The following is a 20514-nucleotide window of genomic DNA, read 5'->3' as shown; positions in this document are numbered from 1 at the left end:
CCCGACATGTCCGATGCGGTAAGTGGCTGCACCCGGCCACGCACCACTGTCACCGAAGCCGAGGTCGAGGCGCTGGTCCACGGCATCTGCTTCAAGACCGGTCCACCGACACGCCTCGGTGTCGAAGTGGAATGGCTCGTCCACGAGCCGCGCGCGCCCCGGCTCCCCGTGTCACCCGAACGACTGCGCGCGATGTACGCCGCACTGCGCGCCGTGCCCCTGAGGTCGGCGCTGACCGTCGAACCCGGCGGCCAGCTGGAGTTGAGCTCGCTCCCCGCCGCCTCCCTGATGGAGTGCGTCGGTTCCGTCTCCGCCGACCTCGACGCCGTCCGGGCGGTCCTGCGCCAGGACGGTCTCGCCCTCGTCGGTCTCGGCCACGCCCCCTGGCACACGCCCCGCCGCTACCTGCGGCAACCGCGTTACGACGCCATGGAGGCCTGCCTCGACCGCACCGGCCCCGGCGGCCGTTTCATGATGCGCGCCTCGGCGTCCGTGCAGGTGTGCGTGGACGCCGGGCACGAGGAACCCGGCCCGCTCGGTCACGTACGCCGCTGGTGGCTGGCCCATCAGCTGGGCGCGGTCCTCGTGGCCGCGTTCGCCAACTCCCCGCTGGCCGACGGCCGGCCCACCGGCTGGCGGTCCACCCGGCAGCTGCGGTGGACGCAGATCGGCACCGGCCGGGCGGGCGGCCCCCCGCTGGACTCCGACCCGCGCGGCGCCTGGACCCGGCACGTCCTTCAGGCGCCGGTGATGTGCGTACGCCGGGACGACGGTCCGTGGGACGTACCCGAGGGTCTGACCTTCCGGGAGTGGATCAGGAGCGGGGCGCCCGGCGCGCCGACCCGCGAGGACCTCGACTACCACCTCACCACCCTGTTCCCACCGGTCCGGCCGCGCGGCCACCTGGAGCTGCGCATGATCGACGCACAGCCCGGGGACGACGGGTGGATGGTGCCGCTCGCCGTGACGGCGGCGCTGTTCGACGACGCGGAGGCCACCGAGACCGCCTACCGGGCCGTGAAGCCCCTCGCCGAGCGCACGCTGGGCCTGCCCGCCCCGCACAACCCGCTCTACCGGGACGCGGCCCGCCTCGCCCTCACCGATCCGGAGCTGCGCGAGGCGGCCGTCGTGTGTTTCACGGCGGCGCTCGCCGCCCTGCCCCGGCTCGGCGCCACCACCCAGGTGAGGGACGCCGTCGCGGCCTACCTGGAGCGCTACGTGCTCAGGGGCCGCTGCCCCGCGGACGATCTGCTGGACACGCCGGACGGCGCGAGCCGTGGCCCGCACGGGAGGGAGACCCGCCCATGACCGACCCCGTCACCACCACCGACTCCGGCACCGCTTCCGGCACCGGCGCCGAAGCGGCCGTCGACGCCGAGGCCCTGCGCGAGCGGGCCCTGGCCACGCTCGTCACGGCCCGCGACCGCACCACGCTGCTGACCAGTTGCGTGGAGGGCCCCGACCTGACCGCCCAGGTGTCGCCGCTGATGTCCCCGCTGGTGTGGGACCTGGCGCACATAGGCAACCAGGAGGAGCAGTGGCTGCTGCGCGCCGTCGCCGGGCAGGAGGCGATACGGCCCGAGATAGACAGCCTCTACGACGCCTTCGAGCATCCGCGCGCCGAGCGGCCGAAGCTGCCGCTGCTGTCGCCCGCCGAGGCCCGCCGGTACGCGTCCGACGTGCGCGGACGGGCGCTGGAGGTGCTGGAGAGCACCGCGTTCCACGGGACGCGGCTGACGCAGGCGGGCTTCGCCTTCGGGATGATCGCCCAGCACGAGCAGCAGCACGACGAGACCATGCTGATCACCCATCAGCTCCGCAGGGGCCCGCGGGCCCTGACCGCCCCGGACCCGGAACCCGCGCCGCTGTTCACCGGTCCGGCCGAGGTCCTGGTGCCCGGCGGCCCGTTCACCATGGGCACGTCGACCGAGCCGTGGGCCCTGGACAACGAACGCCCCGCACACCGGCGCGAGGTGGCGCCGTACTACCTCGACACCACGCCGGTGACCAACGGCGCCTACCAGGCGTTCATCGACGACGGCGGCTACGACGACCCGCGTTGGTGGGCCCCCCGGGGCTGGGACCACATCCGCCGGTACTCCGTCACCGCCCCGCTGTTCTGGCGCCGGGACGGCGGGCAGTGGCTGCGGCGCCGCTTCGGGGTCACCGAGGTGGTGCCGGCCGACGAACCGGTGGTGCACGTGTGCTGGTACGAGGCGGACGCGTACGCCCGCTGGGCCGGGCGGCGGCTGCCCACCGAGGCCGAGTGGGAGAAGGCGGCCCGGTACGACCCGGCCGGCGACCGCTCGGCCCGCTATCCGTGGGGCGACGCCGACCCGGGCCCGGCCCATGCCAACCTCGGCCAGCGCCATCTGCGCCCGGCGCCCGCGGGCAGCTACCCGGCCGGCGAGTCACCGCTCGGCGTACGGCAGTTGATCGGCGACGTCTGGGAGTGGACGTCGAGCGACTTCACCCCGTACCCGGGCTTCCGGGCGTTCCCGTACAAGGAGTACTCGGAGGTGTTCTTCGGGCCCGAGTACAAGGTGCTGCGCGGCGGTTCCTTCGCCGTGGACGCGGTGGCCTGCCGGGGCACGTTCCGCAACTGGGACCATCCGGTCCGGCGGCAGATCTTCTCCGGGTTCCGCACCGCCCGCACTGCGGAGGGGTCCTGATGTGCCGCCACCTCGCCTACGTGGGCCGCGAGGAGGCCCTCGGCCGGCTCCTCGTGGCTCCGCCGCACGCCCTGTACCGCCAGTCCTGGGCGCCCCGGCACCAGCGGTACGGCACGGTCAACGCCGACGGTTTCGGGGTCGGCTGGTACGCCGGCGGTGACCCGGTGCCGGCGCGGTACCGCCGGGCCGGGCCGATCTGGGCGGACCGGTCCTTCGCCGATCTGGCCCGGGTGGTGCGGACCGGCGCGCTGCTCGCCGCCGTACGGGACGCGACGCTCTCGGGCGCCGACGCGGAGGCCGCGGCGGCGCCGTTCGCCGCGGAGACCTGGCTGTTCAGCCACAACGGTGCCGTGGCGGGCTGGCCCGGCTCGCTGGCGCGGGCGGCAGGGACGCTGCCACCCGGGGACCTGCTGGCACTGGAGGCCCGCAACGACTCGGCGCTCGTGTGGGCGCTGGTGCTGGCCCGGCTGCGCGCCGGGGACGACGCGGGCCGGGCGCTCGGCGAGACGGTGCTGGAGGTCGCCGCGGCGGCCCCCGGCTCCCGGCTCAACCTGCTGCTCACCGACGGTGCCACCATCACCGCCACCACCTGGGGCGACACCCTGTGGTACCTGGCCCGCCCCGGCGGTGGCACGGTCGTCGCCTCGGAGCCGTACGACGACGACCCGGCCTGGCAGGTGGTCCCCGACCGCACCCTGCTCGCGGCGAGCCGCACGGAGGTGCTGCTCACTCCGCTCAAGGACCCGGGCGACGACACCGCCCTCGCAGACGCTTTCGTCTCTTCGAAGGAGCCCCGTACGTGAGCCCGTTCCGTCTCACCCGCACGCTGCCCGAGGACGCCACGGACGCCGCCCTGCGCGCCGACGTCCTGGCGGGCCTGACGAGCACGCCGAAGTGGCTTCCGCCCAAGTGGTTCTACGACGCGCGGGGCAGCGAGCTGTTCGAGGAGATCACCGCGCTGCCGGAGTACTACCCGACCCGGGCCGAGCGGGAGATCCTCGTCGACCGGGCCGGCGAGATCGCCGCGGCGACCGGGGCGCGCACCCTGGTGGAGCTGGGTTCCGGTTCCTCGGAGAAGACGCGGATCCTGCTCGACGCGCTGACCGGTCTGCGCGGCTACGTACCGGTCGACGTCAGCGAGAGCGCCCTCACCCAGGCCGGCGAGGCGCTCGTCGCCGAGCGGCCGGACCTCCAGGTGCACGCGCTGATCGCCGACTTCACGGGAGGGCTGGCGCTGCCCGGGACACCTGGCCCCCGGCTGGTGGCGTTCCTCGGCGGCACGCTCGGCAACCTGCTGCCCGGCGAACGCGCCGCGTTCCTGTCCGTCGTCCGCGCGCTGCTCTCCCCGGGCGACGCCCTGCTGCTGGGCACCGACCTGGTCAAGGACGAGGGGGTACTGGTCCGGGCGTACGACGACGCGGCCGGGGTGACGGCCGCCTTCAACAAGAACGTGCTGTCCGTCGTCAACCGGGAACTGGACGCCGACTTCGCGCCCGCGGCCTTCGAGCACGTGGCGCTGTGGAACGCCGAACAGGAGTGGATCGAGATGCGGCTGCGCTCGCGCACCGCGCAGACGGTCAAGATCAAGGCGCTGGACCTGGCGGTGGACTTCGCGGACGGGGAGGAGCTGCGTACCGAGGTGTCCGCGAAGTTCCGGCAGGAGGGCGTGCGGGCCGAACTGGCCTCGGCCGGCCTGGAACTGGCCCACTGGTGGACGGACGGCGAGGACCGTTTCGCGCTGTCGCTGAGCCTGGCGCGCTGACCCGGCGACGCGTCAGCGCGCGTCGAGGTCGAGCAGTTCGGTGATGCGGTCGGAGGCCTCGCCGGCCTCCGACTCCGCGTCGCCACCGGTGAGCACCTTCGTCATGTACTCCTTGATCGGGTTGTCCGCCTCGACGGCGCCCCACCGGGGCGTACCGGGGGTCGCCCGGCCCTGCGCGGCGCCGGCCGCCATGGCGGCGACCCCCTCCTCGTCCGCGACGGCCTTGGCGAGCGCCTTCTTGTTCGGGACGTAGTTCATGGTGCGGGCCAGGTCGGTGTTCCACTTGGTGTCCACGAGCGCCTCGACCACGGCGAGGGCGCCGTCGCGTTCGTCGGTGTTCTTGGGGACGACGAGGTCGGAGCCGCCGGTGAAGACGGCACCGGGCTTGTCCGCCTTCTTGCCGGGCACGGGGAAGAAGCCCAGTTTGCCCTTGAGTTCGGGGTTCTCGCGCACGATGGACTGGGCGAGTCCGGGCACCGCGACGATCTGCGCGACCTGCCCCTGGGCGAACACGCCGGCCTGCGGCGGGTGTTCCTCGTCGGCGTCGAGCGGGCCGTCGCCCAGGGCCTGCAATTCGCGGTAGAAGTCCATGCCGCGCAGCGCTTCCTCGGAGTCCAGGGCGCCCGTCCAGGCACCGCCCGCCTCCACGGCCAGCTCGCCGCCCTCGTCCCAGATGAAGCCGGAGAGGGTGTACCAGTCCTGTCCGGCCAGGTAGATGCCCTGGTCACCGCCCGAGTCGAGCGTCTCGGTGGCGGTGAGCCATTCCTCGCGGGTGCGGGGCGGCGCGGTGATGCCGGCCTGCTCGAAGAGGTCCTTGCGGTAGATGACCACGCGGTTGGCCGCGTACCAGGGGATGCCGTACTGCTGGGACAGCCACTGTCCCGGTTGGGCGAGGCCCGGCAGCCAGTCGTCGCTGCCCCAGTCCCTCATCGACTCCAGCGTCAGGTCCATCAGCCGGCCGCCCTCCGCGTACTGCGGGACCTGGGTGTTGCCGACCTCGATGACATCGGGCCCGTCCGTGCCGTCGGCCTTCAGCGCGGTCTGCACCTTGTCGCCGATCCCGGTCCACTTCTGGATCCGGAGGTCGAGGTCGAGGCCGGGGTTCTTCCGCTCGAACTCCTCGGTGAACCGCTCCAGGAAGTCCTGTGAGGCGCTGTCCTTCATCAGCCACACGGTGACGGTGCGCCGCTCGCTCCCGCCGTCCTGCGACATCAGGCCGCAGCCGCTGAGCAGGGATGCGGACACACAGACAAGGGCGAGTAGGCGACGTCTCACAAGGGGTCCTTCTGTCTGACGGACAGGGGCGGAGGCGGACAGGGGTGTCCGGCGCACGCAAAGGGAGACCCGATGTGGGGGACGAGCCCGAGGCTCGAACGGGTGTCTGGGATTTTGGTATGGACCAATGCGGAGGTCAAGGGGGACGAGCGGTCGTCCCGCCGGACTCCCCCGACGCCTCGCGCTCCGTCGCCGCTTGAGGCACGGTGGAGTGACGGACGACACACCGCCGCCCCGCGAAGGGAGCACCCGTATGTCGAACCACACCTACCGGGTCACCGAGATCGTCGGCACCTCGCCCGACGGCGTCGACCAGGCCGTCCGCAACGGCATCACCCGGGCCTCGCGGACCCTGCGCAATCTGGACTGGTTCGAGGTGACCCAGGTACGCGGTCAGATCGAGGAGGGGGAGGTCGCGCACTGGCAGGTCGGCCTGAAGCTCGGTTTCCGCCTGGAGGAGTCGGACTGACCGCCCCGGGCGTACCCCGCCCCCGGGTCCGCCCGGCCGGTCAGGTGCGGCCCTCGCGCTCCTGTGCCACGCGCAGCTCGGCCGACCGGGCCGCCCAGCGCGCCCGGACGACGGTGAAGCCGGCCCGCTCGGCGTCGTCGCACACCAGCTCGTCGTCGTCCACGAGGACCTTGATCTCGCGGGTGCGGGCGAGCCGCCGAAGGATCTCCAGCTTGGTGCGCCGGGCGGGCCGGCGGTCGGCGTTGCCCCGCATGTGCACGGGCCCCTCGGGCAGACCGTGCGCGGCGAGCCAGTCGAGCGTGTCGCGCCGGCAGCGCTCGGGCCGCCCGGTCAGATAGACGATCCCGCACTCCTCGGCGCTCTCCCGCACCAGCGCGACGCCCTCCGCGAGCGGCGGATCGTGCGGAGCGGCGGCGAAGAAGGCGTCCCAGTCGCGGGGCCGGCGCTCCAGGAACCGCTGCCGGTGCGCGGTGTCGGCGAGGGTGTTGTCCAGGTCGAACACGGCCAGCGGGGGCCTGCTGCGGTCGGTCACCCGCCCACCCTAGAACGCCCTGCCGGGAATCCTGGCGCCGCGCGGACGTTGAACACCGTGTGAGCTCAGTGATCGCGACCACCCGCTTCTCCGTCCTCGACCGCTCCCGCATCCGGGAGGGCCACACCGGCGCACAGGCGCTGCGCGACACCGTGGAACTGGCGCGGGAGGCCGAGCGGCTCGGCTACCACCGGTTCTGGGTGGCCGAGCACCACGGCGTGCCCGGGGTGGCCGGCTCGGCGCCGACCGTGCTGGCCGCGGCCGTCGCCGGTGCCACACGGAGCATCCGGGTCGGCACCGGCGGGGTGATGCTGCCCAACCACCGGCCGCTGGTCGTCGCCGAGCAGTTCGGCGTGCTGGAGTCGCTCTTCCCTGGCCGAATCGACATGGGACTCGGCCGATCGGTGGGCTTCACCGACGGCGTGCGCAGGGCGCTGGGCCGGGAGAAGGACGACGCCGACGACTTCGAGGCGCAACTGGCGGAGCTGCTCGGCTGGTTCCGGGGCACCTCCCCCACGGGCGTGCACGCCCGCCCCGCGGAGGGGCTGACCGTGCCGCCTTTCGTGCTGGCCATGGGCGAGGGCGCGGCCGTCGCCGCCCGGGCGGGCCTGCCGATGGTCATCGGGGACCTGCGGGACCGCGACCGGATGCGCCGCGGCATCGACCGCTACCGCGCCGGATTCCGCCCCTCCGCGTGGAGCCCGGAGCCGTACGTCGTCGTCTCGGGCACGATCGCCGTGGCCGGCACCCTCACGGCCGCGCGGCGGCTCCTGCTCCCCGAGGCCTGGTCCATGGCCCACGCCCGCACCCGCGGCTCCTTCCCTCCCCTGCCCCCGGCCGAGGAGGTCGAGGCGAGGACGATGACCGCCAAGGAGCGCGACCTGTACGACGCCGGACTGACCGGACACATCGCCGGCACCGAGGAACAGGTCGCCGACGCGCTCGAGTCGCTCCTCGAGGACACGGGCGCGCAGGAGGTCCTGGTGACCACGAGCACGTACGACCGCGAGGCGCTGCTGGACTCCTACCGGCGGCTCGCCCGCGTCACCGGCTCGGGGACCCGAGCCGAACCGGCGTAGAATCACCTGGTTTGTCCCACTGTTTCCACCGTACGGAGTTCCCCGCCATGCACAGCCCCCACGACCCGTACGTCCGGGTGCGCGATGCCCGTGAGCACAATCTCAGGGGTGTGGACGTGGACGTCCCCCGGGACGTGGTGGCCGTGTTCACCGGTGTGTCCGGTTCGGGGAAGTCGTCGCTCGCGTTCGGGACCGTCTACGCGGAGGCGCAAAGGCGCTACTTCGAGTCGGTCGCGCCGTACGCCCGCAGGCTGATCCACCAGGTCGGCGCCCCGAAGGTCGGTGAGATCACCGGGCTGCCGCCCGCCGTGTCACTGCAGCAGCGCCGCGCGGCGCCGACGTCCCGTTCCTCGGTCGGCACGGTCACCAGCCTCTCCAACTCCCTGCGGATGCTGTTCTCCCGCGCCGGCGACTACCCGCCGGGCGCGGCGCGGCTCGACTCCGACGCCTTCTCGCCGAACACGGCCGCGGGGGCCTGCCCGGAGTGCCACGGGCTCGGGCGGGTGCACCGTACGACGGAGGAGCTGCTGGTCCCGGACGCGTCGCTGTCCATCCGGGACGGCGCGATCGCCGCGTGGCCGGGCGCCTGGCAGGGCAAGAACCTGCGGGACGTCCTGGACGCGCTCGGTCACGACGTCGACCGGCCGTGGCGCGAGCTGCCCGCCGGGGAGCGGGAGTGGATCCTGTTCACGGACGAGCAGCCGGTGGTCACGGTGCACCCGGTGCGGGACGCGGGCCGCGTCCAGCGGCCTTACCAGGGCACGTACATGAGCGCCCGCCGGTATGTGATGAAGACGTTCTCGGACTCGAAGAGCGCCACGCTGCGGGCGAGGGCGGAGCGCTTCCTCACCAGCGCGCCCTGCCCGGTCTGCGGCGGCGGCAGGCTGCGGCCCGAGGCCCTGGCGGTGACGGTCGGCGGCCGTTCCATCGCCGAGCTGGCCGCGCTGCCGCTCACGGAACTGGCGAAGGCGCTGCCGACGGAAGGCGAGACGGCCCGGGTGGTCACCGGGGACCTGGTCTCCCGCATCGCGCCCGTCGTCGAGCTGGGGCTCGGCTATCTGAGCCTCGACCGTGCGACACCCACCCTGTCGGCGGGCGAGCTGCAGCGGCTGCGGCTGGCGACGCAGCTGCGCTCCGGGCTGTTCGGGGTCGTGTACGTGCTGGACGAGCCGTCCGCGGGACTGCACCCGGCGGACACCGAGGCACTGCTGACGGTGCTGGAGCGGCTGAAGGCGGCCGGCAACTCGGTGTTCGTGGTGGAGCACCACCTCGGCGTGATGCGCGGCGCCGACTGGATCGTGGACGTCGGCCCGCGGGCCGGCGAGCACGGCGGGCGGGTGCTGTACAGCGGTCCGGTCGCCGGGCTGGCCGGTGTCGGGGAGTCGGCGACCGCCCGCCACCTCTTCGACCGCTCCCCCGCACCCGTCCGTGAGGCGCGCGTCCCGCGCGGGACGGTGACGGTCGGTCCGGTCACCCGGCACAACCTGCGCGGGGTGACCGCCGAGTTCCCGCTCGGCGCGCTCACCGCGGTGACGGGGGTGTCCGGCTCCGGGAAGTCGACGCTCGTCGGCGAGATCACCCAGGACCTGCCGGGGGTGGGCCGGCTGGTCTCCGTCGACCAGCGGCCGATCGGGCGCACCCCGCGCTCCAACCTGGCCACGTACACGGGCCTCTTCGACGTCGTGCGCAAGGTCTTCGCGGCCACTGACCAGGCGCGGGAGAGGGGTTACGGTGTGGGCCGGTTCTCCTTCAACGTGCCGGGGGGCCGCTGCGAGACCTGTCAGGGCGAGGGTTTCGTCAGCGTGGAGCTGCTGTTCCTGCCCAGTACCTACGCACCGTGTCCGGAGTGCGCCGGGGCGCGCTACAACCCCGGAACGCTCGAGGTGACGTACCGGGGGCGGAACATCGCCGAGGTGCTGGACCTGACCGTGGAGGAGGCGGCGGACTTCTTCGCGGACACGGACACACCGGCGGTGGCGCGCAGCCTGGCCGCGCTGCTCGACGTCGGGCTCGGCCATCTGCGGCTCGGCCAGCCGGCGACCGAGCTGTCCGGCGGGGAGGCGCAGCGCATCAAGCTGGCGAGCGAGCTGCAGCGGGGGCGCCGCGGTCACACCCTGTACCTCCTCGACGAGCCGACGACGGGGCTGCATCCGGCCGATGTCGAGGTGCTGACGCGTCAGTTGCACGGGCTGGTCGACGCCGGGCACACGGTGGTCGTCGTCGAGCACGACATGACCGTGGTGGCGGTTGCCGACCGGGTGATCGATCTGGGGCCGGGCGGCGGCGAGGCGGGTGGGCGGATCGTCGCCGCGGGGCCGCCGGCCGAGGTGGCCCGGGTGAGCGCGAGCGCCACCGCGCCCTATCTGGCCGAGGCCCTGAACGGGGGCGTGGGGGGGGGGGGGGGGGGGGGCGGCCCCCGCCCCCCCCCCCCCCCACGCCTCCGCGATGACGGCGGAGTGCGGTTACTGGCGTCCCCGCCGGGTGTCGTCGTCGGTGATGGCCTCGGTCTCGGCCTCGATCCGCTCCTTGCGGACCTGGCCGCGTACCGTCTCTTCGTCGGTCCGCTCCTCCGTGGTCATCCGCACACGCTCCACCGGCACCGTCTCGGTCTCGACGACGGGTCGCTCCTCGTGCAGCGTGACCTCGTGTTCGTCCTCGCTGATCTCCGGCCCGGAGAGCGCCTGGTCACGGTTGGCGTCCGTGATCGGCTCGCGCTCCACCCGCACCTCCTCGTGACTCACCGGGACGGTCTGCTGGACCTCCTCGGTGACCACGTACTTGCGCAGCCTGGCCCGGCCGGACTCACGCCGTTCGACGCCCACGTGCATCTGCTCCTCGGAGCGGGTCATGGCGTCGTCGCGCGTGCCCGTGCGGTCCTGGGCGTCCTGGTAGCCGGTGGTACCGGCCGGCGTGCCGGCCGTGCCGGCGGCTCCCGCGGCTCCCGCGGTGCCGGTACCCGCGGCCCAGCGGCCGTCGTCGGTGCGCTCGGCCTCGGAGAGCACGCTGTCCCAGTTGATGCCGTAGTAGTCGTAGAGCCGGTGCTCCTCGGTCTCCGACAGATGGCCGCCCGCGTCGACGTCGACATTGGGCGCGTCCTTGACCTGGTCCTTGCGGTAGGGGACCTCGAGGTGGTCCTGCACCAGCGAGGCGTCACGGATGGGCACGAAGGACTCGTTGGAGCCGAACATGCCCGTCTTGACGCTCACCCACTCGGGACGCCCGGTCATGTCGTCGAAGAAGACGTGCTTGGCGTCGCCGATCTTGTTGCCGTCCCCGTCGTAGACCGGATGGTCCAGGACGTTGGCGATCTCTTCACGGGTGATCATCTGGCATCACCCTCCTTCCGGAGTGCCTGCCTTCCGGATGTCCTCATCAGCAGTACGGAAACGGCACATACGTCACAAAGCGCACATACTTTTCGAAGGTGCTTCCCCTTGGGCAGCGTGGGCGAGCGTACGGCGGTCGGGATGGCGGTCCGGCGCGATCACCGGCCGTACCTCCACCTCCGCGGTCAGCCCGCGCGCCGACGCCACCCGCCACAAGGAGGCGAGCAGGGTATCCTCGCCGACGAACGCGGGCACCGTGCTCACCGCCCGCTCTCCGCTCCGGTACCGGATGCGGACCGGCTGGACCGGCACCCCGGCGTCCAGCGCGGCCTGGAAGACGGCCCGGCTGAAGCGGCCCTGGGCGCGCCCGCACCAGGTGCTGCCCTCGGGGAAGACGGCGACCGCGGCACCCTCGCGCAGGGTCTCCGCGATCGTGGCGACCGTGTCCGGCAGGGCCCGCAACCGGTCCCGTTCGATGAAGAGCACGCCCCCGCGGGCGGCGATAGGGCCCGCCACCGGCCAGCGCCTGATGTCGCTCTTGGCCAGCATCCTGGCCGGGCGCACGGCGGCGAGCAGGGGGACGTCGAGCCAGGAGACGTGGTTGGCGACGAGAAGCAGCCCGCCACCGGGCGGGGCGGCGCCCGTGACGCGGACCCGGACGCCGGCGGCCCGCACGATCCACCGGCACCAGCACCGCACCACCACGGCGGGGACCGTCCCCCACCGCCGGGGGCGCCCCCGCCCGAGCGACGTCAGCACGACGGCGACACCGGCGAACAGCAGTACCGCGACCGCGGTGAGCCGCAGCACGGCGAGTGGCACGGCCGCCGCGGCCCGGGACCGCTCCACGCACTGCCCCGGGGTGCAGGGCGCGGCGGGCAGCCAGGCACTCATCAGGCCGGGACGAGGGAGAGGAAGTGCCGCAGATAGCGCGGGTCGACCCGGCTCATCGGCAGCAGCACGTACAGGTCGGCGACGCCGAAGTCCACGTCGTGCGCGGGTTCCCCGCAGACCCAGGCCCCGAGGCGCAGGTAGCCGCGCAGCAGGGCCGGCAGTTCGGTCCGGGCCGCCGGCCCCGCCGTGTCCGCAATCCACGGGAGCAGCGGCCGTACCCGGTACTCCTCGGGTGCCAGGTGCCTGGCCCGCACCCGGTCCCAGGTGCCGGCGGCGAGGGCGCCGCCGTCGGTGAGCGGGATCGAGCAGCAGCCCGCCAGCCACTCGTGGCCCCGTTCGGTCATGTAGCGGGCTATACCGGCCCAGATGAGCCCGATGACGGCGCCGTCGCGGTGGCCGGGGTGCACGCAGGAACGGCCGACCTCGACCAGACCGGGCCGTATCGCGTCCAGCGCCGCGAGGTCGAACTCGCTCTGCGCGTACAGCCGGCCGGCGGCCGCCGCGCGCTCCGGCGGCAGCAGCCGGTAGGTGCCGACGACCTGCCCGGTCGTCTCCTCCCGCACCAGCAGGTGGTCGCAGTACGCGTCGAAGGGGTCGACGTCGTACCCGGGCCGCGGGCTCGCCGGCAGCGCGCCCATCTCCCCGGCGAAGACATCGTGCCGCAGCCGCTGCGCGGCCCGCACGTCGTCCTCGTCGCGGGCGAGGGCGACGGTGTAGCGGCGGGGTGCGGCGGGCCTTTGGGGACGGTCTGCGGTCAGTACGCCGGTCATGGCACTCTCCTGGTCACGGGCCGGGGCGGGGACGGCGGAACGACGGTACGGTCCGCCGCACCTGTTCTTCCGCTGCCGGTTGGCCGGTGCGTGACCTGGGCCGGGAGAGTGGATGTGCGGCTGCTGAATGCCAGGGGCGAGAAGCGAGACGGGGCCGGGAGGAGCACCTCCCCCGGCCCCGTCCGTCCGCACCTTTCGGCGAACGTTCCGAGCGGCTAGCGCTTGGCCACCTTGCGCGTGGCCCGCAGCCACTCCTTGTTCATGCTGGTGATGGAGAACAGCGGGATGCCCTTCGGGCAGGCCGTCGCGCACTCGCCGGCGAGGGTGCAGCCACCGAAGCCCTCGTCGTCCATCTGCGCCACCATGTCCAGCACCCGGGTCTCCCGCTCGGGCGCGCCCTGCGGCAGGACGCCGAGGTGGTTGACCTTCGCGGAGGTGAAGAGCATCGCCGCCCCGTTCGGGCAGGCCGCCACGCAGGCACCGCAGCCGATGCACTCGGCGTGCTCGAAGGCGAAGTCGGCGTCCGGCTTCGGCACCGGGGCGGCGTGGGCCTCCGGCGCGGCGCCCGTGGGCGCGGTGATGTAGCCGCCGGCCTGGATGATCCGGTCGAAGGCCGAACGGTCGACGACCAGGTCCTTCACGACCGGGAAGGCGGAGGCCCGCCACGGCTCGATGTCGATGGTGTCGCCGTCCTGGAAGGACCGCATGTGCAGCTGGCAGGTGGTGGTGCGCTCGGGGCCGTGGGCGTCGCCGTTGATGACCAGCGAGCAGGCACCGCAGATGCCCTCGCGGCAGTCGTGGTCGAAGGCGACGGGGTCCTCGCCCTTGAGGATGAGTTCCTCGTTGAGGGTGTCGAGCATCTCCAGGAAGGACATGTCCCGGGAGATGCCGTCCACCTCGTACGTGGACATGGCGCCGTCGGCGTCGGCGTTCTTCTGCCGCCAGACGCGCAGGGTGAGCTTCATGCGTAGCTCCGCTGGGTGGGGTGGACGTACTCGAAGACCAGGTCTTCCTTGTGCAGGGTGGGGGCCTCGCCGGTGCCCGCGAACTCCCAGGCGGCGGCGTACCCGAACTCGTCGTCCCTGCGGGCCGCCTCGCCGTCCGGGGTCTGGGACTCCTCGCGGAAGTGCCCGCCGCAGGACTCGGCCCGGTGCAGCGCGTCGAGGCACATCAGCTCGGCGAGCTCCAGGTAGTCGACGACGCGGTTGGCCTTCTCCAGCGACTGGTTGAACTCCTCGCCGGTGCCGGGCACCTTGACGCGCCGCCAGAACTCCTCGCGGATCTGCGGAACGCGCTCCAGGGCCTTGCGCAGGCCGGTGTCGGTGCGGGCCATGCCGCACAGCTCCCACATCAGCTCGCCGAGTTCGCGGTGGAAGGAGTCCGGGGTGCGGTCGCCGTCCACGGAGAGCAGCAGGTTGAGCCGGTCCTCGGTCTCGGCCAGCACCTCCTGCACCACCGGGTGGCCGTCGTCGACCTCGTCCTTGTGGGGGTTGCGGGCCAGGTAGTCGTTGATGGTGGCCGGCAGGACGAAGTAGCCGTCGGCCAGGCCCTGCATCAGCGCGGAGGCGCCGAGCCGGTTGGCACCGTGGTCGGAGAAGTTGGCCTCGCCGACGGCGAACAGGCCGGGGACGGTGGTCTGGAGGTCGTAGTCGACCCACAGCCCGCCCATCGTGTAGTGCACGGCGGGGTAGATCCGCATGGGCACCCGGTACGGGTCCTCGTCGGTGATCCGCTGGTACATGTCGAAGAGGTTGCCGTACTTGGCCTCGACCGCCTTGCGGCCCATGCGCTTGATGGCGTCGGCGAAGTCCAGGTAGACGCCCTGGCCGCCCGGGCCCACGCCCCGGCCCTCGTCGCAGACGTTCTTCGCGGCGCGGGAGGCGATGTCACGGGGCACCAGGTTGCCGAAGGACGGGTAGACGCGCTCCAGGTAGTAGTCGCGCTCGTCCTCGGGGATCTTGTTCGGCGGGCGGTCGTCGCCCTTGGCCCTCGGCACCCAGATCCGGCCGTCGTTGCGCAGCGACTCGCTCATCAGCGTCAGCTTGGACTGGTGGTCGCCGGTGCGCGGGATGCAGGTGGGGTGGATCTGCGTGAAGCAGGGGTTGGCGAAGTAGGCACCGCGCCGGTGCGCCCGCCACACGGCGGTCGCGTTGGAGTTCATGGCGTTGGTGGAGAGGTAGAAGACGTTGCCGTAGCCGCCGCTGGCCAGGACCACGGCGTCCGCGAAGTACGTGTCGATCTTCCCGGTGATCAGGTCACGGGCGACGATGCCGCGCGCCCGGCCGTCCACGACGATCAGGTCGAGCATCTCGGTGCGCGGGTGCATCTCGATGTTCCCGGCCGCGATCTGCCTGCTGAGGGCCTGGTAGGCGCCGAGGAGCAGCTGCTGGCCCGTCTGCCCCCGGGCGTAGAACGTACGGGAGACCTGGACGCCGCCGAAGGAGCGGGTGTCGAGCAGGCCGCCGTACTCGCGGGCGAAGGGCACGCCCTGGGCCACGCACTGGTCGATGATCTCGACCGAGATCTGCGCGAGCCGGTGCACGTTGGACTCGCGGGAGCGGAAGTCGCCGCCCTTGACGGTGTCGTAGAACAGGCGGTGGACGGAGTCGCCGTCGTTGCGGTAGTTCTTCGCGGCGTTGATGCCGCCCTGCGCGGCGATGGAGTGGGCCCGGCGCGGGGAGTCCTGGTAGCAGAACTGGACGACGCGGTAGCCCTGTTCGGCGAGGGTCGCGCCGGCGGAGCCGCCCGCGAGGCCGGTGCCGACGACGATGACGGTCTGCTTGCGCCGGTTGGCGGGGTTGACCAGCTTCGCCTCGAAACGGCGCGTGTCCCAGCGCTCGTTGACCGGCCCGGCGGGGGCCTTGGTGTCGGCGACCGGCTCTCCGGTCGTGTAGTCGGCGTAGGAAGTCATGGTCAGCTCACCACTCCGGTCATGACGCCCACGGGGACGGCGACGAAGCCGGCCGTGAGCAGCAGCGCGAGGACGTTCGCGATGGTCTTCAGGGCTCGGTCGCGGGTGCGGCTGCCGGCGCCGAGGGTCTGGGCGGCGCTCCAGAAGCCGTGCCGGACGTGCATGCCGACGGCGAGGACCGCCACGATGTAGATGACGTTGCCGTACCAGGTGGAGAAGGTGTCCACGACGTTCTGGTAGGGCTTGCCGGTCTCGAAGCCGCCGGAGTGCACGGTGCCGGTGGTCAGGTCCAGGATGTGCCAGACGATGAACAGGGCGAGGATGATCCCGCCCCACCGCATGGTGCGCGTCGCGTAACTGGAGCGCGGCTTGCTGTGCACGTACTTGCTGGGCCGCGCCTTGATGTCGCGGCGGCTGAGCTGGTACGCGGAGACGGCGTGGGCGACGACGGCGACGACCAGCACCACGCGGACAAGCCACAGCGTCCACTCGTAGTGCATGAACGGTTCACCGACCGTGCGCAGCCAGTGGGCGTAGTGGTTGAACTCGCTGGTCCCGAAGAAGATCTTCAGGTTCCCGATCATGTGGGCGACCAGGTAGAGCAGCATGACGAGACCACTGACCGCCATCACTGTCTTCTTGCCGACGGTCGAGTCCCACACGGTGCGCGCCAGGGACGGCCGTCGGTCCGTCCGCGTTGCCAGAGCCATGGCACAGGACGCTACGGGGCCGGGCCCTCATCGGTCCAAGACATGGAGCGCCTTGTTTCCATAGGCTGCTCCTATCCGGGACGTATGCTCGGAGTATGCAGTTGCAACAACTCCAGTACTTCGTGGCGGTCGCCGAGACCCGGCACTTCACCCGGGCCGCGGAGACGGTCCACGTGGCCCAGCCGTCGCTGTCCCAGCAGATCAAGGCGCTGGAGCGGGAGCTGGGCGCCGACCTGTTCCTGCGGGCGCGGGGCAACATCACGCTCACCGACGCCGGGGAGGCGCTGCTGCCACTGGCCCGGCGCATCCTGGCCGACGCGGACACGGCCCGCCACGAGGTGCTGGAGCTGGCGCAGCTGCGCCGGGGCCGGGTCAGGCTGGGCGCCACCCCGAGCCTGTGCACCGGACTGCTGCCGGACGTGCTGCGCGCGTTCCACGACCGGTATCCCGGCATCCAGCTGATGATCGAGGAGGGGGGCTCGCACGACCTGGTGCGGGAGCTGGCGCGCGGCGCCCTCGACCTGGCGCTGGTCGTGCTCCCGCTGCCCACCGCGTCGCCGGCGCTGACCACGGTGGAGCTGCTGCGGGAGGACCTGGTGGTGGTGTCGTCCCCGGAGTCGCCCCGGCCGGGCGGCGGACGGCGCGCGGTGCGCGTCGCCGACCTGGAGGGTGAGCGCCTGGTGATGTTCCGGCACGGATACGACCTGCGGGAACTGACCGTGGCCGCGTGCCGTGCCGAGGGGTTCGAGCCGGACTTCGCGGTGGAGGGCGGGGAGATGGACGCCGTGCTGGGGTTCGTACGGGCGGGGCTGGGGATGGCCGTGGTGCCCCGGATGGTGGCGGCACGGTCGGGGCGGGGGCTGCGGGTCACTCCGCTGGCTCGGCCGGGGTTGCACCGGACGATCGCGCTCGCCCACCGCAGCGATGTGGCTCCGCCCCGGGCGGCCCGGGAGTTGCAGCGGATGTTGCTCGAGCGGTGACGGTTCGGCCGCGCGGGGTTGCCCGGAGGCGCCGTTGCCGTTCGGCGCCGTCCGGGGCTACGGGCTCGTCGTGGCTGCTCACGCCCACGCGGCGGAGCCGCGCATGGGAACAGTCCCGCGCCCCTGAACGGGCGCTCCCCCGACGCCCGTGACAAGGCGCCCGGGGATTCAGGCCGTCGCGTCCACCAGGGCCAGTTCGTGCAGTCGCTCCGGTGGGCCCGGGCGGGCGTAGTACCAGCCCTGGGCCGTGTCGCAGCCGAGTATGCGCAGCTGTTCGGCCTGGGCGCCGGTCTCCACGCCCTCCACGGTGACCGCGAGGTCCAGGCTGTGGGCCAGGGCGACGATGCCCTCGACGATCTTGAGATCGACGGGGTCCGCCGGGAACTGCTGCATGCTCTGGGTGAAGGAGCGGTCCAGCTTGAGGACGCTCACCGGCAGCCTGCGCAGGTTGGCGAGGTTGGAGTAGCCGGTACCGAAGTCGTCCAGGGCGATGTCGACGCCCATCTCGGCGAGCCGGCGCAACGGCTTCAGCAGGTCGTCGTCGGCTCCGATGAGTGCCGACTCCGTCACCTCCAGGCACAGCGCGTCGGGCGTGACGCCGGTCCGCTCCAGGATGTCGACGGTGTCCTGGACCAGGCCGGGATGGGTGAGCTGGCAGGGCGAGAGGTTGACGTTGATCCGCAGCGGGCCCGCGGCGGTCGTCTCGCCGTACCGCTCCCGCCAGGCACGGGCCTGCCGCACCGACTGCTCCAGTACCCAGCGGCCCAGCGGCACGATCAGGCCCGTGTGTTCGGCGAGCGGGATGAACCGGTCGGGGCCGAGCACCCCGTGCTGCGGGTGCAGCCAGCGCACCAGTGCCTCGGCGCCGCGCACGCTGCCGTCACCGAGGTGCACCAACGGCTGGTACTCGATGAAGAACTCGCCCCGTTCCAGGGCCGCGGGCAGCGCGGTGGTCAGGCCGTGCCGGGTGATCACCCGGGCGTCGGCCTCCGGGTCGGCCAGCTCGAAGCGGTTGCCGCCCGCCGACTTGGCCCGGTACATGGTGATGTCGGCGCTGCGCAGCACCTCCGCCGGGCTGCGCTCGCCCGCCGGTCCCTCGACGACGCCTATGCTGCCGCGCACGGTCAGTTCGCGGCCGTCGATGCTGATCGGGGCGAGCAGCGCGTTCATGATGCGCCCGGCCAGCTCGTCGGCCTCGTGCCGGGTGCCGGGGCCGGTGGTGAGCGCGACGAACTCGTCGCCGCCGAGGCGTGCGACCATCTCGCCGGGCGCGGTGGCGCAGGCCTGCAGACGGTCGGCGACCTCCACGAGCAGCCGGTCGCCGGCCGCGTGGCCGAGGCTGTCGTTGACGGTCTTGAAACCGTCGAGGTCGAGGTAGCACAGGCCGAAGCGCTGGCCGGGCCCCGCGTTCAGGGCCTTCTCCAGGCGTTCGAAGAAGAAGCTGCGGTTGGGCAGGCCGGTGAGCGCGTCGTGCGTGGCCTCGTAGCGCAGTCGCAGATTGAGCAGCCGGCGCTCGGTGGTGTCCTCCATCAGCGCGAGCTGATACTGCGGGATGCCGTCGGCGTCACGCAGCAGGGAGACGGTGAGGTTGGTCCACAGGACCGTTCCGTCGGGCCGGTAGAAGGCCTTCTCGACGTGGTAGTGCTCGCGCTCGCCGCGCACCAGCTCGTCGTAGAGCCGCCAGGTCTGCGGAGCATCGTCGGGGTGCGTCCACTCCGTCGTCCTGCGGCCGCCCAGCGTCGGGCCGGCGACGCCGAACATCCGCATCAGCGCCTCGTTGACCTGGAGCACGTTGCCCTCCAGGTCGGCGATGCCGATGCCTATGGCGGCGCCCTCGAAGACCGCGCGGAAGCGGGCCTCGCTGGCGTGCAGTGCCTCGGCCACCACACCCTGGGCCTTCAGGGCGGCCTGCGCGATGGCCTCCTGTTCGGCCAGGGTCCGTGCGCGCAGCGCCGCGGCGAACCCGGCCGCCATCGCGTGCTGGAGCCGCGCCGAGCGGGCTCGCAGGTCCTCCGGATCGCCGCCGTCACCGCAGTAGAGGACGAGGTAGGCGTCGACGCAGTCCAGCGTCCGGGCCAGCGCCTCGGGGTCGGTGCAGTGCGAGTCGACGAGCGCCGCGCCGACGGCCCTGGCCTCCGGCGCGTCGAAGCTCCGCGCCCGCAGCACCTCGCTCAGCCGGCGGGCCAGCGGCACCAGTCGCTTCTCGAACTCCGGCCGGGTCGACGACGTGGAGGTCACCGGGAACACCGCCCGGCTCCAGATCGTCGCGAACCGGCGGAGTCTGTCCTCCGCCCCGTCCGGCTCCGCCGTCACGCCGTACGCCCCACGCCGGCGAACCCCGAGAACGCGTACGGGTCCGCTTCCTCCGGCGCCTCTTCGGGCCGCCAGCGCGGCATCGGAACCAGTCCGGGTTCCACCATGTCGTACCCCTCGAAGAACCGCGCGATCTCCTCGCGCGAACGCATGATCAGCGGGTTGCGGATGTCCTTGTACACGTCCACCGCGCCTGTGGCCCGCTCGGCGGGCAGTGGGATCCCCTCGTACGAGGCGTGCGTGAGGACGAGCAGGCTGCCGGGGGCGAGCGCTTCGCTCAGCTCGGCCACCGCCGTGTACGGGTCGTCCGCGTCTTCCACGAAGTGCAGTATGGCAACCAACAGCAGGGCCACCGGCCGATTCAGGTCGATCAGCCGCTCCACCTGGGGGCTGGAGAGGATCTCCCGCGGTTTGAGCAGGTCGGCGGCCACGACGTCCGCGTCGTCGTCGCCCGCCAGGACGGCCTCGCTGTGCGCGACCGCCACCGGGTCGTGGTCGACGTAGACGACGCGGGCACCGGGGCGGCCGCGTCCGGCCACCTCGTGGACGCTGCCGAAGGTGGGGATGCCGGAGCCGATGTCGAGGAACTGGTCGATGCCCTCGTCGGCCGCGAAACGCACGGCGCGGCGCATGAACGCCCGGTTGGCCTGCATGATCTTGGGGAGTCCCGGCATGAACTCCATGGCCTTGCGGGCCGCTTCCCGGTCGACCTCGAAGTTGTGCGAACCGCCCAGGTAGAAGTCGTAGATCCGGGACACGCTGGGCACCGAGATGTCGATGCTGCGGGGGGCCCAGGCGGGACGCTCCATCTAGCTCTCCAG

General features: G+C 72.6%; 17 protein-coding genes and 1 pseudogene. 8 read left to right on the top strand and 10 right to left on the bottom strand.

The genetic code is table 11. The features are described from left to right. The first annotated feature begins 6 nt into the window (after positions 1 to 6). From egtA to egtD, 4 genes are read left to right on the top strand one after another with little or no spacing between them, the layout of a single operon-like run. Positions 7 to 1308 carry an ergothioneine biosynthesis glutamate--cysteine ligase EgtA gene (gene egtA, locus ACH4NX_RS00955; RefSeq protein WP_351394682.1) on the top strand — a complete coding sequence of 434 codons (1302 nt, stop codon included), beginning with the start codon at positions 7 to 9 and terminating at the stop codon, positions 1306 to 1308. Then, on the top strand, positions 1305 to 2672 hold the full coding sequence (gene egtB / locus ACH4NX_RS00950) for an ergothioneine biosynthesis protein EgtB (RefSeq protein ID WP_351394679.1): 1368 nt from the start codon (positions 1305 to 1307) through the stop codon (positions 2670 to 2672). Before egtA ends, egtB begins: the two co-directional genes overlap by 4 nt. Next, the gene (gene egtC, locus ACH4NX_RS00945; RefSeq protein WP_398127269.1) at positions 2672 to 3475 is read left to right on the top strand and encodes an ergothioneine biosynthesis protein EgtC; all 804 of its coding nucleotides are present in this window, start codon (positions 2672 to 2674) and stop codon (positions 3473 to 3475) included. The genes egtB and egtC overlap by 1 nt, the downstream gene beginning before the upstream one ends. Further along, complete coding sequence (gene egtD, locus ACH4NX_RS00940; RefSeq protein WP_398127268.1) at positions 3472 to 4434, top strand: L-histidine N(alpha)-methyltransferase; 963 nt, start codon at positions 3472 to 3474, stop codon at positions 4432 to 4434. Before egtC ends, egtD begins: the two co-directional genes overlap by 4 nt. 12 nt (positions 4435 to 4446) lie before the next feature. Here the strand turns inward: egtD and ACH4NX_RS00935 are convergent, their stop codons facing one another. Continuing rightward, positions 4447 to 5709, bottom strand: coding sequence for an extracellular solute-binding protein (locus ACH4NX_RS00935; protein WP_398127267.1), 1263 nt, complete (start codon positions 5707 to 5709; stop codon positions 4447 to 4449). A gap of 253 nt (positions 5710 to 5962) precedes the next feature. On the opposite strand from ACH4NX_RS00935, the gene ACH4NX_RS00930 reads away from it, so the two are divergent. Then, positions 5963 to 6178 (top strand): dodecin, encoded by a 216-nt coding sequence (locus ACH4NX_RS00930; RefSeq protein ID WP_345590100.1) that lies wholly within the window; start codon positions 5963 to 5965, stop codon positions 6176 to 6178. Positions 6179 to 6218: 40 nt separating this feature from the next. Here ACH4NX_RS00930 and ACH4NX_RS00925 read toward each other — a convergent pair whose 3' ends face one another. Next, positions 6219 to 6710, bottom strand: a complete 492-nt coding sequence (locus ACH4NX_RS00925; RefSeq protein ID WP_351394669.1) for a hypothetical protein — start codon at positions 6708 to 6710, stop codon at positions 6219 to 6221. Between the two features lie 59 nt (positions 6711 to 6769). Between ACH4NX_RS00925 and ACH4NX_RS00920 the strand changes: the two genes are divergently transcribed. Together ACH4NX_RS00920 and ACH4NX_RS00915 are read left to right on the top strand one after the other, a co-directional pair. Continuing rightward, the gene (locus ACH4NX_RS00920) at positions 6770 to 7789 is read left to right on the top strand and encodes an LLM class flavin-dependent oxidoreductase (protein ID WP_398127266.1); all 1020 of its coding nucleotides are present in this window, start codon (positions 6770 to 6772) and stop codon (positions 7787 to 7789) included. Positions 7790 to 7836: 47 nt separating this feature from the next. After that, a pseudogene (locus tag ACH4NX_RS00915) lies at positions 7837 to 10170 on the top strand (ATP-binding cassette domain-containing protein); the annotation flags it as partial. Positions 10171 to 10251: 81 nt separating this feature from the next. Here ACH4NX_RS00915 and ACH4NX_RS00910 read toward each other — a convergent pair. From ACH4NX_RS00910 to ACH4NX_RS00885, 6 genes are all read right to left on the bottom strand, one after another. Beyond that, a complete protein-coding gene (locus tag ACH4NX_RS00910; RefSeq protein ID WP_351394663.1) occupies positions 10252 to 11115 on the bottom strand; it encodes a PRC and DUF2382 domain-containing protein in 864 nt (287 codons plus the stop codon). A 72-nt stretch (positions 11116 to 11187) separates the two neighbouring features. Further along, positions 11188 to 12009: a lysophospholipid acyltransferase family protein gene (locus ACH4NX_RS00905; protein ID WP_351394660.1), complete on the bottom strand. Its 822-nt coding sequence runs from the start codon at positions 12007 to 12009 to the stop codon at positions 11188 to 11190. Further along, on the bottom strand, positions 12009 to 12779 hold the full coding sequence (locus ACH4NX_RS00900) for a GNAT family N-acetyltransferase (RefSeq protein ID WP_398127265.1): 771 nt from the start codon (positions 12777 to 12779) through the stop codon (positions 12009 to 12011). Before ACH4NX_RS00900 ends, ACH4NX_RS00905 begins: the two co-directional genes overlap by 1 nt. 215 nt (positions 12780 to 12994) lie before the next feature. Next, on the bottom strand, positions 12995 to 13744 hold the full coding sequence (locus ACH4NX_RS00895; RefSeq protein ID WP_351394654.1) for a succinate dehydrogenase/fumarate reductase iron-sulfur subunit: 750 nt from the start codon (positions 13742 to 13744) through the stop codon (positions 12995 to 12997). Next, on the bottom strand, positions 13741 to 15690 hold the full coding sequence (locus ACH4NX_RS00890) for a fumarate reductase/succinate dehydrogenase flavoprotein subunit (RefSeq protein WP_398127264.1): 1950 nt from the start codon (positions 15688 to 15690) through the stop codon (positions 13741 to 13743). The genes ACH4NX_RS00895 and ACH4NX_RS00890 overlap by 4 nt, the downstream gene beginning before the upstream one ends. Before the next feature lie 2 nt (positions 15691 to 15692). Beyond that, on the bottom strand, positions 15693 to 16364 hold the full coding sequence (locus tag ACH4NX_RS00885; RefSeq protein WP_351394953.1) for a succinate dehydrogenase: 672 nt from the start codon (positions 16362 to 16364) through the stop codon (positions 15693 to 15695). Positions 16365 to 16495: 131 nt separating this feature from the next. On the opposite strand from ACH4NX_RS00885, the gene ACH4NX_RS00880 reads away from it, so the two are divergent. After that, the gene (locus ACH4NX_RS00880; RefSeq protein WP_351394648.1) at positions 16496 to 17380 is read left to right on the top strand and encodes a LysR substrate-binding domain-containing protein; all 885 of its coding nucleotides are present in this window, start codon (positions 16496 to 16498) and stop codon (positions 17378 to 17380) included. 168 nt (positions 17381 to 17548) lie between these two features. On the opposite strand, the gene rmdA is transcribed toward ACH4NX_RS00880, so the two are convergent. Both rmdA and ACH4NX_RS00870 read right to left on the bottom strand, forming a co-directional pair. Next, positions 17549 to 19693, bottom strand: coding sequence for a cyclic Di-GMP phosphodiesterase RmdA (rmdA, locus tag ACH4NX_RS00875; RefSeq protein WP_398127263.1), 2145 nt, complete (start codon positions 19691 to 19693; stop codon positions 17549 to 17551). Further along, positions 19690 to 20502, bottom strand: a complete 813-nt coding sequence (locus ACH4NX_RS00870; protein ID WP_351394642.1) for an SAM-dependent methyltransferase — start codon at positions 20500 to 20502, stop codon at positions 19690 to 19692. The genes rmdA and ACH4NX_RS00870 overlap by 4 nt, the downstream gene beginning before the upstream one ends. Between the last annotated feature and the right edge of the window lie 12 nt (positions 20503 to 20514).

The sequence above is a fragment of the Streptomyces sp. NPDC017225 genome (genome assembly GCF_044331465.1).
Classification (GTDB): domain Bacteria; phylum Actinomycetota; class Actinomycetes; order Streptomycetales; family Streptomycetaceae; genus Streptomyces.
The sequence above is the reverse complement of the archived record's forward strand: the minus strand, read 5'-3'. Positions and strand labels throughout refer to the sequence as shown.